Source organism: Hymenobacter aranciens (assembly GCF_030580865.1).
Lineage (GTDB): Bacteria > Bacteroidota > Bacteroidia > Cytophagales > Hymenobacteraceae > Hymenobacter > Hymenobacter aranciens.
In genome coordinates, this window is the sequence record NZ_JAUQSY010000005.1 from 240,431 (window position 1) to 253,381 (window position 12,951).

Genomic DNA, 12,951 nt, shown 5'->3' on the forward strand with positions numbered 1-12,951 from the left:
ACCCGCGAAACGGACGACGGCGGAGCAGCCGGGAGCAAGCAGCAATACGCTAGGGGATTGAAAAGCGGATTGGACAACTTAGTTACCTTTCTGCTACCCCGCGATGAAATGTGCCCTCACGAGGCGCTGGGCCGCTATTACCCGGGTAAGTCTTATTGAAAAAGCCAAAATCTTACACCCTTTCTGTGCGCCCGCTCCCGAATTTCCGGCGGCACTACTGCCAGCAGCTCTCTTGAAGTGAGAAAATTATACCTCAGCAGTAAGAGGCACCAGTTTGGTGCTGGCAGGTAATTTCACACGTTGCGCCCACTAAAAAAGGCCGCCCCCTTCCGGGAGCGGCCTTTCTAAATTCCTGCAGAAAAAGGTCGAATCTTTTCTACAAAGCGCTATTCCACTACCACGCGCTTCGTGACCGGGGCGATGCCCTCGCTGCGAAGCTGCAGCAGGTATACGCCGGCCGCCAGCTTATCGGTTGCAAACTCGGCCACGGCGCCGCTGGCCGAGAGGGTCAGGCGGCGGGCCGGCTGCACCACCTGGCCGAGGCCATTGAGCAGCGTAGCCTGCAGGGCCGGAGTGCCGGGCAGGGCCGGCACGCTCAGCGTGAAGCGGCCGTGGGCGGGGTTGGGGTACACGCTCAGCTGCTGGGCCAGGGTGCTGGCGGTGGCCAGCGGAGCGGCGCTGGGGTTAAACACCAGCGCGAAGCGGCCCACCGACGTGAGCTCGGTAACGCCCAGCTGGAAGGTGTAGCTGGCGCCCATCCGCGAGAGGGCGGTTTGCTGGTTGGTGCGGCGGTCTACCAGCACCACGTTGCTCAGGCCGGCCGGGGCCAGGTTCAGCAGCTGCTCGGCGGCAATGGTGTAGGTGCCGGCGGTGGGCACGTTCAGGCCCAGCGGCACGGTAATGGCGGCGCTGCCGGTGGGCAGGCCGAGGCCGTTGATGGCCAGCTCGGTGGCGCCGGCCAGCGAAAACAGGTTGGGCGCCTGGCCGCCGGGGTTGCGCAGCTTGGTGGCATCGGTGCGGGCATCGGCGGCGGCGGTAGCGGCCAGGTCGAAGTACACGGTGGTTTCATCGGCCAGGGCGGCGGCGCTGCCCTGCAGGCTGAGCTTCACCAGCGGGCGGCGCTCGGCCGAGCCGCGGCGGAAATTGGTGCCGGTGCTGAAGGTGGTTTCCCGCATGAAGTTGTCGAAGGTGAAATCGACCGACGAACCGGCGGCGCCCACGTTGCGCACGAAGAAGCCCTGGCCGCTCGGGATGATGGGATTCCCGATGCCGTTGACGTAGGTGCGGTACTGGCCGGCATATTGGCCGGTGCTCTCATACACGTAGGCGGCGGCGCTCATGCCGCTGGGGATGCTGGCCTGGCTCCAGTCGATGGGCGAGGGGTAGGGGTTGCCCACCAGGTGCCAGCCACCGTCGGCGCTGGCGCCGCGGCTCAGGCTCACGGTCTGGTCGCCGGTTACGGGCGTGCCTTCGAAATCGACCAGCGCGCCGGCGCCGATGTTCACGGTGTAGCCGCGGCCCACGGCCAGGGCCGCGCCGGTGCTGGCGGGCGACACCCAGCCTTTATCAAAAGCTCCGTAAGAGGAGGTAACGGTAGCCACGCGGCTTTCATCGTAGCCAAACACGGTGGGGAAGGGCGTCACCAGGTTGGGCTCGGCGGCCGCGTTGTAGGCCGGGTTCACCACGGGCGCAAAGCCGCCGGTGGCCAGGTCGGCCACGGTGCTGCCCGTCACGGGCGCCGAGTAGTGGCGGTAGCCCGTGCCCGGGTTCACGCTGGGGTCGATGGCGCGCTGCACGCGGGCCGGGCCCGCTACCACGCCCGGGGTGCCACCTAGCGGGCCGCCTTCCGGCTCATTAAAGACGAGGGCCGAGCCCTGCGTGGGGTTCGAAAGCAACGTGAGCAGGTTGGTGTTGCTCGTCACGAGGTCGCGCCGGAGGCGCAGGCGGCGGCGCACGCTCAGCGGGCTGGAAAGCGTTAGCTCGCCGGCGGTGGGCGGTGTCCCTCCATCGGTATTGAAATCAATGTCGGTGTTCACAAACAGCTCCCGCACGGTGGCCGGCAGGCCGGTGCCGCTCACGTAGCTCGCCGACACGCGGTAGGTATAGCTAGCGTCGTCGGAGAACGAGCGGGTGCCCGTTACCTGCACGGCGCCAGTGGTGCCGCTGGCGCTGAGGCCGCCGGCATTGCGCAGCTGCAGCGTACTGCCGGCCTGCGTGGTGAAGGAGCCAGGGCCGCTCACGGTGCGGGTATCGAGGTTCAGTTCGCCGCCGGTTTGCAGGGTCAGGGCGTTGGTTACCGTCAGGTTATTGGTGAGGCGGGCCACGCCGGTGCCGGTGATGGTCACGTTGCGGTAAGTGCCATTGATGTCCCGATTCAGGGTATTCACCACGAGGTCGCCGGGGGTGCCGTCATTCACGCAGATGCCGAAGGTGCCTTCTGAGTCGTGAAATACCCGGGCATACAGCACCTCGCCGGGCGTGCGGCCCGATACGCCCACCGTGCCGAAATTATCATTGCCGTTAAATCGGTTGCAGCCTAACTCCGTCAGCGTCCCGCAAGTACCACTGTACAACGCCAGGGTCACGTCGTTGAGCGCATTCACCGCTGTGCCGGCGCTGGTGCGCACTACGGCAGCGCCGTTAGCAGGCACCACAAACTGATACCACACGTCGTACCAGCTTCTTTGCACCCAGAAGGTGGCGCAGCTAGGGCCGGGGAAGTCTTTGGTAGCTCCTTCGAGGGTGCCGTTTACCGAGTTGCAGCTGCCGTTGCTACCCACCGTTAGCACCGTGGCGGTGGAGCAGAGGTCGTTGGTCAGCAGCGGTGCCGCCTCAAGGTTGCTGACGCAGATGGAGTAGGGGTCGTCGGACCCGAAGTTCTGGAGCACTACCCGCAGGTAGTAAGTAGTGCCGGCGGTCAGCCCGCTTACCTGCTTGGAGTAATCAACGCAGTTCACGCTGGTGAGACTGCCGCAGCTGCCGCTAAATACCTCCAGCCGGTCATCGTTGGCGGTAGTTTCGACGTGTATAGTGCCCGAAGCCGGCGCTACGAAGCTATACCAGGTGTCCTTGCCGCCGTCGCACACCTGCAGGCTGCTGCTCGAAGCCGTGGCGTTTGCATTGATGGCATTGTAGGCGTTGGCGCAGGGGTTGTTGGCGGGCGCCACCGTCAGGGCCACGGCGCCGCTGCACTCGTCGTTGCTCGGCGCCATGGGCGGCACAAAAGCATACACCTGTCCGCTGGCGGGTGGCGTCGTCAGGTTGTTGGTCGCCGTAGCTTTGCTGTAGCTGGGGGCCGTGCCCGTGTCGCGTAGCGACAGGAACGCCCAATCGGTAATCAGGCCAATGCTGGCACCGTCGCCCGTTACGGGGGCGCTGCCCACGTTGTTATAGGCATACTCCACGCGTCCCGCGCCCTCATACAGCCGCACCTGGAAGGAGATGTTCGGCGCGGTGGCCGTTACGCCCCACTTCCAGTTGCGCCACTCGAAGGTGAACACCCGGCTGCCCACCGCGCCCGTGGTGCGGTAGCTGGCCGTGCCGTTGCTGCCATCGAGGTCGTCCCACAAGGCGGCCAGCAGCGGCTGCGAGTCACCACTAAGGTTATCGAAGTCGTTGTCTCTTGTGGAGCTCAGCAGGCTGTTAAACGACAAAAAGCCGTTCGATGAGGCATACGCCGTGTTGTAGCTGTTGCCTTCAAACTTGAATTCGAAGCCGATGGGCAGGCCCGCCGAAACGCTGTCATTGGTTTGCACCAACGATACCACGGTACCCCCGTTCAGTGGCACATAGGCTTCCTGCCGGGGCATCAGCGTCAGTTTATCAAAGCGAATGGTGGGCTGCGCCCAGGCCTGCCCGGTGCTCAGCAGGCCCAGCAGCAGCCCGGCCAGCAAGCCCCAGCGGCGAGTAGGTAAGAGAGTTTTCATGTAAACGTATTGTGGTGGAATAGGAAAGAAAAAAGTCGGCCCGGCCGTCGGCTCTCCAACAGAACGGCCAGTCCGTAACCAGACAAAACTATTTTGCCTTGCTGGGCTATCCAAGCACGATTGCACCAACCGCCGAAAAACGGTTGCCAACGCCACAAAAAGTGTCATGAAAAACAAAGCCGCCGGCCATCAGTAGCGACTACTGATGGCCGGCGGCCGCACGCATGGTGTTTGCAGGAAAGGCCTACTTTACCACAATTTTATTCAATTGTAACGCCTTCGACTTCTTATTTGGCCGGCTCACGCCGACGATGGTTTTCTCACCCAGCCATACCGTGAAATCCTTCACATAGGCCAGCTGCTGGTCGTCGGCCACGTTCAGCTTGAGGCGCTCGGGCGGGCTCACCACGCCGGTTTGCACGTTCAGGCGGCGCAGGTAGAGGTCCGATTTCTTGTTGAGGTTTTCCAGCGTCAGCAGCTGCAGCGTGTTGCCAAACACCGCCGCCCGGAAGCCGATGCCGGTGTAGGCGTCCACGCCCGGCGCCACCTGGTCCTTGGCCACGATGTTGTGCCACTTCGGCGCACCAAACTCATTGTAGCCGAATACGTGCAGCTCCCGCGCGTGTACCGGCGCCGGCGTCTCGCCTTCCTCGAAGTGCTTTTCGGCCAGCACCACCAGCTGCTTCTCGTCAGTCTGCAGAATGTCGTCGAGGTAAATGTCATCCAGCCGCTTCACGGCCGTGCCGCTGGCCTTGCTCAGCTCGGCCAAATACTCCGGCCCGAAGCGTACCTCGTCGGCAAACTTCATGTCGCCACCGCCGAAGTCGTACTTCACCACCTTCAGGCTGTAGTATTCGCCGGTCTTGTCGTCGGCGCACAGGGCGGCGGCATACAGGCTGCCATCGCCCAGCACCTTAAACTTGGCATCGCGAATGGTCACCGCCCGGCCGCCGTACACGCCGCCCACGGGCACGCCCATCACCTTCACCTCCGGCGCGGGGCCGGTGGGGTAGCGGCGCACGGTCAGCTTGCGCATGCCGTCGCTGATGAGCGTCACGTACTGCGTGCCGTCGTTGGCCACGTGCACGCCCGGCGAGAAAAACTCGCTGAACTCCCGGAAGTCGTAGGTTTTTTCCTCCAGTGGCCCCAGGTTCTGGTCGAGCAGCGTGGCCGTGATGCTTTTTATCTGCTGCTCCCGGGTGAGGTAGCGGAAAGCCAGCAGCCGGCTGCCATCGGGCGAGATGGCCAGGCCCGGCCGCCGCTCGCGGGCCGCCACGCTCACCACGGTTTTGGCGGCGCCCTTCTGGCCGCTCTGCAGGTTCACGGGCACCACGGTCAGGTTCTGGTTGCCTTCGTCCTGGTGGTGCAGCACCACCCAAGCTTGCTGCGCACTGCGGCCGAAGGCTTCCAGGGTTTCGCCGGGCGCCACGGGCACGGTGGTGCTCCAGAGTTGTTTTAGCTCGGTGTCGTAGCGCTCCACGGCGTAGCCGCCCGCGCTCTGGTGGGCCAGAATGACGAAGCCGCTGCCATCGGCCAGGGGCAGGGATTTGCGGGGTACCCGCATGTCGTAGCGGTCGGGGCCCGGTTCGGGCAGGTAGCTAAATGGTACCGATTTCACTTTTTGGGCCGTCGTGGGCAGCACGCCCCCCGTCAGGCTCCAGCCCAATAGTCCCAATACCAAAGCGCGTCGCAGCATAAGCAAAAGTTTTTTTGAAAAAGAATAAATCAGCCGATAGCCGGGCTGGTTGCTACAAAAGTACCGCTTCCAGGCCCTTGCTTGCCCACTGCCAGGCTACCATCCACGCTGGCAATCCAGTAGTACTCCTAAAAACGTAGCACAACCATAACGCTGGGGACGTCACCTTCGTAAAGCGGCACCGTTTACTTTGTGGCCGCTATCGGTGTGCCCCAAGCGTAAAAAGTTCCCGAAAACTCGTATTTTTGATTATAGATGCGAGGTTGGTCGCAGTAGTTGGGCTTTTGAACGGTATTTTTGCACATCGTTAAGTTTTGCCTATCTTTGTATCCGCCTCTCATTTTCTGCACATGAAAGCTTTAGTAAAACTCGTACTGCTGCTCGCCCTGATTGTGGGCGGGAAGCTGGCCAAAGAAGCCGCCCCCGTAACGGTTGCTCAGTCGCCAGTTTCGGCTACCCAACAAGAAAAAAGCAACCGTGTCGTGATGGTTCATCAGGTACTGACTTCCGAGCCGGTAGCCCCGTCCGAGGAGCAGCCCCGACAGGGTAGCCCCATCGTCACGGAGATGTTCTAATCTGCCCCGAAAGCGACTTTTCAAAAGTCGCTTTTTTTATGCCCGCTCCAATCGTTTGCAGCCGCCCACTGGGGCTGATGGAGCCCTTTCAATCGTTTGCGGGGCGGAGTAGCGTCGGCAATCGGCTCAACTATCAGGTATAGGAGCGCAGAGTAGCTGCGGCGGGGGCTACCTTTGCAGCTTCAATTGCTTACTGATAGATTAGCTATGTCCCTCAAACGGTCCACCGTGCAGCAGCTGCTCAGCAGCCAGGAGCTCGACCGCGAAGTTCTCGTCAAAGGCTGGGTGCGCTCGCGCCGCGGCAACAAATACGTGCAGTTCATCATCGTCAATGATGGCTCCACCATTCACACCATTCAGGCCGTGGCCAATGCGGAGCAGTTCTCCGAAGAAAGCCTCAGAGACGTGGGCAACGGCGCCTGCGTGGCCATTCGGGGCCAGCTGGTGGCCTCGCAGGGCAAAGGCCAGGCGGTGGAAATTCAGGCTACTGAAGTCACCGTGCTCGGCAAGGCCGATGCCGAAGCCTACCCGCTGCAAAAGAAAGCCACTTCGCTGGAGCACCTGCGCGAAATTGCCCACCTGCGCCCCCGCACCAACACCTTCGGGGCGGTGCTGCGCGTGCGCCACGCGCTGGCCTTCGGCATTCATAAGTTCTTCAACGACCGGGGCTTTTACTACGTCCACACGCCCATCATCACCGGTTCCGATGCCGAGGGCGCGGGCCAGATGTTCCGCGTCACCACGTTGCCGCCCGACAACCCGCCCCGCACCGACGACGGCGCCATCGACTACAGCCAGGACTTCTTCGGCAAGCAAACCAACCTCACCGTTTCGGGCCAGCTCGAAGGCGAGCTGGCCGCTATGGCGCTGGGCAGCATCTACACCTTCGGCCCCACCTTCCGGGCCGAAAACTCCAACACCGCCCGCCACCTGGCCGAATTCTGGATGATTGAGCCCGAAGTAGCCTTCAACGAGCTGGAGGAAAACATGGACCTCGCCGAGGACTTCCTGCAGTACCTCGTGCGCTACGCCCTGGAGCACTGCCCGGACGACCTACAGTTCCTCAACGACCAGTACGACAAGGAGCTGCTTACGCGCCTGAGCTTCGTCACCGACAACGCCTTCCAGCGCCTCACCTACACCGAGGCCGTGGAAATCCTGAAATCGGCGAAGCAAAAATTCGAGTTTCCCGTGGACTGGGGTACCGACTTGCAAAGTGAGCACGAGCGCTACCTGGTGGAGAAGCATTTCAAAAAGCCCGTCATTCTGACCAACTACCCGAAGGAAATCAAAGCCTTCTACATGAAGCTGGACGAGGACGGCCGCACCGTACGCGCCATGGACGTGCTCTTCCCCGGCATTGGCGAAATCATCGGCGGCTCGCAGCGCGAGGAGGATTACGAGAAGCTGCTGGGCCGCATGGCCGACATGCACGTGCCCGCCGACGAGCTCAGCTGGTACCTCGACACCCGCCGCTTCGGTACCGCGCCGCACGCCGGCTTCGGCCTGGGCTTCGAGCGTCTGGTGCTGTTCGTAACGGGGATGAGCAACATCCGCGACGTGATTCCTTTCCCGCGCTACCCGAAGAACGCGGAGTTTTAGGCTTCGATAGTAGTTTGCAAAATGAGAGGCGGTTCCGGTAACGGGGCCGCCTCTTGCTTTTTAAAAGCCGGACTAACCTCGGTGGTGCATCCATCGTTGCAAGGGCAGATAATCTGACTTGTTATGCTTCCCGAAATTAACCTTACTGACTCCGCCAGCCTGCCCGAAGGCGCCCTCAAAACCTTCGCCACGCCCGATGGCGGCCCCAAGGTGCTGCTCACCCGGCAGCAGGGCCAGGTGCATGCTTTTGCGCCCAACTGCCCGCACTACGGCGCGCCGCTGGAGAAAGGTAAAGTAGTGGCGGGCCGCCTCATCTGCCCCTGGCACCACGCCTGCTTCCGGCTGGAAACCGGGCAGCTGTGCGAGCCGCCGGCCCTTGATGACCTGCCCAGCTACGCCGTGCGCGAGGCCGGGGGCCGCATCTGGGTGCGGGTGCCTGCCAACCCACCCGCCAGCACCGACAAGCCCGACACCACGCCCACGGCCGAACTGGGCGGCACCCCGCCCGCCCCGGCGGCCGCGCCCACCGACCAGCGCACCTTTGTAATAGTAGGCGCGGGAGCGGCCGGTCAGTTTGCCGCCCAAACCCTGCGCCGCGAGGGCTTCCGGGGCCGCATCGTGCTGCTTACGGCCGAGGCCCAGCTGCCCTACGACCGTACCAAGCTCAGCAAAGCCTATCTGGCGGGTAAGGCCGAACCGGCGGCGCTACCGCTACGAGAAAAATTGTTTTATGAAGCGCAGCATATTGAGCTGCTGACTAATGCTCGCGTGACGGGCATCGATAGCAAAACGCAGGAAGTGCAGCTGGCCGACCAGCCGCCGCTGCGCTACGACCAGCTGCTGCTGGCGCCCGGCACCACGCCCAACCTGCTGCCCCAGCTACCCGGCCACGACCTGAACGGCGTGCTGCCCCTCCGCAGCCGGGCCGATGCCGACGTGCTGCTCGAAGCTACCCGGGAAGCGGCGCAGGTGGTGGTTATTGGCTCCAGCTTCATTGGTATGGAGACGGCCGCCAGCCTCGCGGCCGAGGGACGGCAGGTGACGGTGGTGGCGCAGGACAAAGTGCCGTTTGCGAAGGTGCTGGGGCCGGAAATCGGGCAAATGTTCCGGCAGCTGCACGAGGCGAAAGGCGTGCGGTTTGAAACCGAAGCCGAGGTAGAGTCGCTGCTGAGCGAAGGCAACCAAGTAAGCGCGGTGCTCCTCAAAGGCGGCCGCAAGCTGCCCGCGCAAGTGGTAGTGCTGGGCGTGGGCGTGCGCCCGGCCACGGAGTTTTTGCGCAGGAGCTTCGAGCTGGAAAAGGACGGCGGCCTGAAAACGGATGAATACCTGCAGGTAACTGAAAATGTGTACGCCGCTGGTGATATTGCCGCCTTCCCGCTGGCGGCCAATGGCAAGCCCGCCCGCATCGAGCACTGGCGGCTGGCCCAGCAGCACGGCCAGCTGGCCGCCCGCAACATGCTGGGGCAGCGCGAAAAATTAACCGCCGCGCCGTTTTTCTGGACGCAGCAGTTTGGCAAAAGTCTGCGCTACGCCGGCCACGCCGATAAGTGGGACGACATCATGTACCACGGTGAAGTAGCGAAGCAAAAATTCCTGGCGTTCTACGTGCAGCGCGGGCGCATTGTGGCCGTAGCCGGCATGGGCCGCGATGCGGATATGATTTATATCACTGAACTGTTGGGCCAGGGGCGCCTGCCTGCGCCTGCCCAGCTGCAGCCCGATACCGACTGGGCCGCCTTGCTGGCTTGAGCTGCTAGCGCCCGGCTTGCAGCGCCGTCAGCGCTTGGCGGCTGAAATCGTGGTCGAAATCAACCAGATTGTGCTCGGTAAAGAGCAGCAGTACTACGTCGTGCGCGGCTAGTTGCTCGCGCAGGTTCAGGCTGCTCACGCGCGGGGCCGGGCTACTTCGCGGATAGTGAACTTCCTGATTATAGTACCAAAAATGACTGTCTGGCGCAAAAAGACGCTGCAGGTAAGGGTAAGACTCGAACAAGCTGTAGCCGAAGCTGTCGCCGACCAGCAGCAGCCGGGGCTGCATTTGGCCATCGTGGGGTGGGTCGAAGGCCAGGGTAGGGTAGGCCAGCGGCACGGCAGGCGCCACCAACAGGTTGAGGATGCGGGCAAGGTCGTCGTCGGTGCTGCGGGGCTGGCGGCTGATTTCCATGCCCGTGTGCCGTACGGCGGGTAGCTGGAAATGGCCGCGCTGCTCCATATACCGGAACAAGGTGTCGGCGGCCCGCGTCACGCCATAGCCGCTCCAGTGCGTGCCGCCGGGGCTAAACAGCGGGTAAGGGCTGGTGGCCTTCCACGCTTTGAACAACGCGCTGAAGTCGATGAGATTGATGCCGGCTGCTTGCAAGCTTTGCGCATGCAGCCGGTAGTTGCGGGCGGGCTGGCCCAGGGGCTGGCACGAATCGGGCAGCAGCTCCGCATAAAAAGAGGGCTTGGCCGGGGCGATGGCAAACACCAGCAGCTTACCGCGCTGAGCCAGCGAATCCTGCAGGGCCCGCAGCAACCGCACCCGCTCCCGGATTTCGGTTTCGGGCACTTGCCGCTGCCGGTTGAGGTAGCCCTGCAGCGGCCCCCGCTCGAATAGCTGCTGCCGCTTGCCCGACACAATTTCTGGGGTCGATGACTCGCCGAAAAGCGTGTATCGCACCTGGTTGCGCGGCCGAATCAGCCAATAACGAAAGCCCAGCTTTTGCGTGGCGTACTGCTCCAGCGAATCCTGGTAAGTGCCCGCGCGCAATGCCTGCCAGCTAAAGCCCGGCCGCCGCCGGGGCGGCTCGAAGCCCACGGCTGGCAGCCGGAATATCTTCATGTGCAGCGCCGTTTGCAGGGCTGGCAGCAGGCACAGCACGAACAAGCCTCCCAGCAGGCGGCGCTTGGTGCGGGCAGGCGCCGCGGCCAGGTTGTTTTGCGAGACGGGTTCCATTTTTTCTCCTAGCTACAGCCTAAAACCGGAAGTAAATGAATGGGTTGAACGAGCTGCCCACAATGTAGCTCAAGCTCAGGGCCAGCAATACGGCCGTGATGGCCACCAACGCCACCGCGCTGCGCCGCGAGAAATGCCCGGCCGCCAGCAAACCCAGCTCCCGGCGCTCGATACGTGGCGCGGCGGCCCCAAAAGCCACCAGCCCGGCCAGCCCCAGCGTAAACCAGAACTCGCGGGTGAAATGCGGCAGCGGCCCCGCTGCATTGGCCCCCAGCATGGCCTGCAGGTAGCGCAGCCCGCCCGCCAGCGTTTCGGCCCGAAACAGCACCCAGCCCACGACGGTAGTCAGGAAGGTGGGCACGATGCTGAACACCCCAATGCGCTGATAGATACGCAACAGAAACAGCCGGTCCAGAATCAGAAACAAACCGTGGAAGGCACCCCAGGCAATGAAATTCCAGGCCGCCCCGTGCCAGAACCCCGACAGAATGAACACCGTCCAGAGGTTGACGTAGAGGCGGCTGGGTTTCACCCGGTTGCCACCCAGCGGAATGTAGAGGTAGTCGCGCATCCAGCGGCCCAGCGTGATGTGCCAGCGCTGCCAGAACTCGGTGATGGAGCGCGCGATGTAGGGGTTGTTGAAGTTTTCGGGAAACTGGAAGCCAATCAGGCGGCCGATGCCGATGGCCATGTCGGAGTAGCCCGAAAAGTCGAAGTAAATCTGAAAGGTGTAGGCCAGCGCCCCCAGCCAGGCCAGCGGGGCCGACAGGCTGCCCGGGGGCATCTGGAAAATCAGGTCGGCCTGCTCGCCCAGTACGTTGGCAATGAGTACCTTTTTAGCCAGCCCCAGCCCGAAGCGAAACGCTCCGGCCAGCTTCAGGTCGATGGTTTCGAAGGCGGCGCGGTCGGTGAGCTGGCCGGCTATTTCGTGAAATCGCACGATGGGCCCGGCAATCATCTTGGGAAACAGCATGATGTAGAGCAGGAAATCCCAGAATGACTTCAGCGGCCGGTTGACGCCCCGATACACGTCGATGGTGTAGGTTAGTTTCTCAAAGGTGAAAAACGAGATGCCGATGGGCAATACCACCTTTTCCCAGGTGAGCGGCGGGCCGCCGAAATAGCTGCGGATGGCGCTGGCATTGTCCAGAAAGAAGTTGGCGTACTTGAAATAAAAGAGCATCAATACGTTGATGACGATGCTCATGATGAGGAAAATACGTTTCTTCCAGCGCTCCTCCGCCGCGTCCATGAAGCGAATCAACCCGAAGTTGACCACTACCGAGCCCAGGAACAGCGCCAGAAAATTGAGCCCACCCCAGGCGTAGAATAAGATGCTGGCTACCAGTGTCACCGCGTTTTTGAAGCGCGTGGGCACTGCGTAATACAGCAGCAGGAAACCCGGCAGAAAATAAAAAAGAAAGAGTACGCTACTGAAAACCATAAAAAGAGGCTACCCATGGGGTAGCCTCAAAATTACGCGACACCCCCGGGCTTAGCGCCCGCCCCGGCTACGGCCACCGCTGGGGCTGCCACCATTGCCTCGCCCCGGGCCCGCGCCGGCCCGGCCGGACCCGTTGTTGCCGGTGCCCATAGCGGGCCGCCGGTCGGGCTGCTGGTAGCGGCCCGGGGCCATTTCGCCGCCGCGCATCGGAGAGAGTTGGGGAGCCCGGGTGTAAGTGGGGTGGTAGTTATCGCGCGGGTGATAGCTGGTAACCCAGCGCGGGTAGCGGGCCCGGTAGGTGGCAATGCCCAGCCAGGGTTGCGGGCCTACGTAGCCCAGCACCGGCTGCGGGTGAAAATACGCCGGGTCGTAGCCGTATAAAGTGGGCAGTACCACCCAGTAGCCGTTGTCGAAGATGAGGTATTGCTGCGTGTACAGGTCGTAGTAGCCGTCGATTTCGGGGATGTAGTAATACTGCACACCGGCCGGCACGGGCGGCCCCCAGGCCGGCGCGCCCACCTGCACGTTCACGCTCACCTGGGCGTGGGCGGCCGGCGCGGCGCCAGCCAGCAGCAGGGCAAAGCCGAAGAATTTCAAAAGCTTGATTAGCGCGTTCATAGCCGGAGGAATTGAGCAACGATGCTGCTGCCTCTAACGCAAGCCCAATGCCCGTTTCACCCCAGTCCCGATGAAGAGGTGGCTTTCCCGGCCCATCAGCCGGAATGTGCCGACCAGTTCGCCAGCGGTTCTGAACGCAAAAAGCAGCTTCCCCC

General features: G+C 62.7%; 8 protein-coding genes. 3 read left to right on the forward strand and 5 right to left on the reverse strand.

The window, feature by feature from the left end; all coding sequences use genetic code 11:
• Positions 1-386 precede the first annotated feature (386 nt).
• Both Q5H93_RS09065 and Q5H93_RS09070 read right to left on the reverse strand, forming a co-directional pair.
• Positions 387-3,926: an NIDO-like domain-containing protein gene (locus tag Q5H93_RS09065; RefSeq protein WP_305006197.1), complete on the reverse strand. Its 3,540-nt coding sequence runs from the start codon at positions 3,924-3,926 to the stop codon at positions 387-389.
• Between the two features lie 244 nt (positions 3,927-4,170).
• A complete protein-coding gene (locus Q5H93_RS09070) occupies positions 4,171-5,622 on the reverse strand; it encodes a hypothetical protein (RefSeq protein ID WP_305006198.1) in 1,452 nt (483 codons plus the stop codon).
• A 350-nt stretch (positions 5,623-5,972) separates the two neighbouring features.
• On the opposite strand from Q5H93_RS09070, the gene Q5H93_RS09075 reads away from it, so the two are divergent.
• The 3 genes from Q5H93_RS09075 to Q5H93_RS09085 all read left to right on the forward strand — a co-directional run bounded on the left by Q5H93_RS09075 (position 5,973) and on the right by Q5H93_RS09085 (position 9,548).
• Complete coding sequence (locus Q5H93_RS09075) at positions 5,973-6,197, forward strand: hypothetical protein (RefSeq protein ID WP_305006199.1); 225 nt, start codon at positions 5,973-5,975, stop codon at positions 6,195-6,197.
• A 207-nt stretch (positions 6,198-6,404) separates the two neighbouring features.
• The gene (gene asnS, locus Q5H93_RS09080) at positions 6,405-7,799 is read left to right on the forward strand and encodes an asparagine--tRNA ligase (RefSeq protein ID WP_305006200.1); all 1,395 of its coding nucleotides are present in this window, start codon (positions 6,405-6,407) and stop codon (positions 7,797-7,799) included.
• A 123-nt stretch (positions 7,800-7,922) separates the two neighbouring features.
• Positions 7,923-9,548 carry an FAD-dependent oxidoreductase gene (locus Q5H93_RS09085; RefSeq protein WP_305006201.1) on the forward strand — a complete coding sequence of 542 codons (1,626 nt, stop codon included), beginning with the start codon at positions 7,923-7,925 and terminating at the stop codon, positions 9,546-9,548.
• 4 nt (positions 9,549-9,552) lie between these two features.
• On the opposite strand, the gene Q5H93_RS09090 is transcribed toward Q5H93_RS09085, so the two are convergent.
• The 3 genes from Q5H93_RS09090 to Q5H93_RS09100 all read right to left on the reverse strand — a co-directional run bounded on the left by Q5H93_RS09090 (position 9,553) and on the right by Q5H93_RS09100 (position 12,796).
• On the reverse strand, positions 9,553-10,734 hold the full coding sequence (locus Q5H93_RS09090) for an alginate O-acetyltransferase AlgX-related protein (protein ID WP_305006202.1): 1,182 nt from the start codon (positions 10,732-10,734) through the stop codon (positions 9,553-9,555).
• Positions 10,735-10,753: 19 nt separating this feature from the next.
• On the reverse strand, positions 10,754-12,112 hold the full coding sequence (locus Q5H93_RS09095) for an MBOAT family O-acyltransferase (RefSeq protein ID WP_305006203.1): 1,359 nt from the start codon (positions 12,110-12,112) through the stop codon (positions 10,754-10,756).
• Positions 12,113-12,229: 117 nt separating this feature from the next.
• Positions 12,230-12,796 carry a hypothetical protein gene (locus Q5H93_RS09100; RefSeq protein WP_305006204.1) on the reverse strand — a complete coding sequence of 189 codons (567 nt, stop codon included), beginning with the start codon at positions 12,794-12,796 and terminating at the stop codon, positions 12,230-12,232.
• Positions 12,797-12,951: the final 155 nt, after the last annotated feature.

What these genes read in the sequence shown, in the direction of transcription:
- Q5H93_RS09065 (WP_305006197.1), bottom strand. Translation starts at nt 3,926, where the DNA reads ATGAAAACTCTCTTACCTACTCGCCGCTGGGGCTTGCTGGCCGGGCTG.
- Q5H93_RS09070 (WP_305006198.1), bottom strand. Translation starts at nt 5,622, where the DNA reads ATGCTGCGACGCGCTTTGGTATTGGGACTATTGGGCTGGAGCCTGACG.
- Q5H93_RS09075 (WP_305006199.1), top strand. Translation starts at nt 5,973, where the DNA reads ATGAAAGCTTTAGTAAAACTCGTACTGCTGCTCGCCCTGATTGTGGGC.
- asnS (WP_305006200.1), top strand. Translation starts at nt 6,405, where the DNA reads ATGTCCCTCAAACGGTCCACCGTGCAGCAGCTGCTCAGCAGCCAGGAG.
- Q5H93_RS09085 (WP_305006201.1), top strand. Translation starts at nt 7,923, where the DNA reads ATGCTTCCCGAAATTAACCTTACTGACTCCGCCAGCCTGCCCGAAGGC.
- Q5H93_RS09090 (WP_305006202.1), bottom strand. Translation starts at nt 10,734, where the DNA reads ATGGAACCCGTCTCGCAAAACAACCTGGCCGCGGCGCCTGCCCGCACC.
- Q5H93_RS09100 (WP_305006204.1), bottom strand. Translation starts at nt 12,796, where the DNA reads ATGAACGCGCTAATCAAGCTTTTGAAATTCTTCGGCTTTGCCCTGCTG.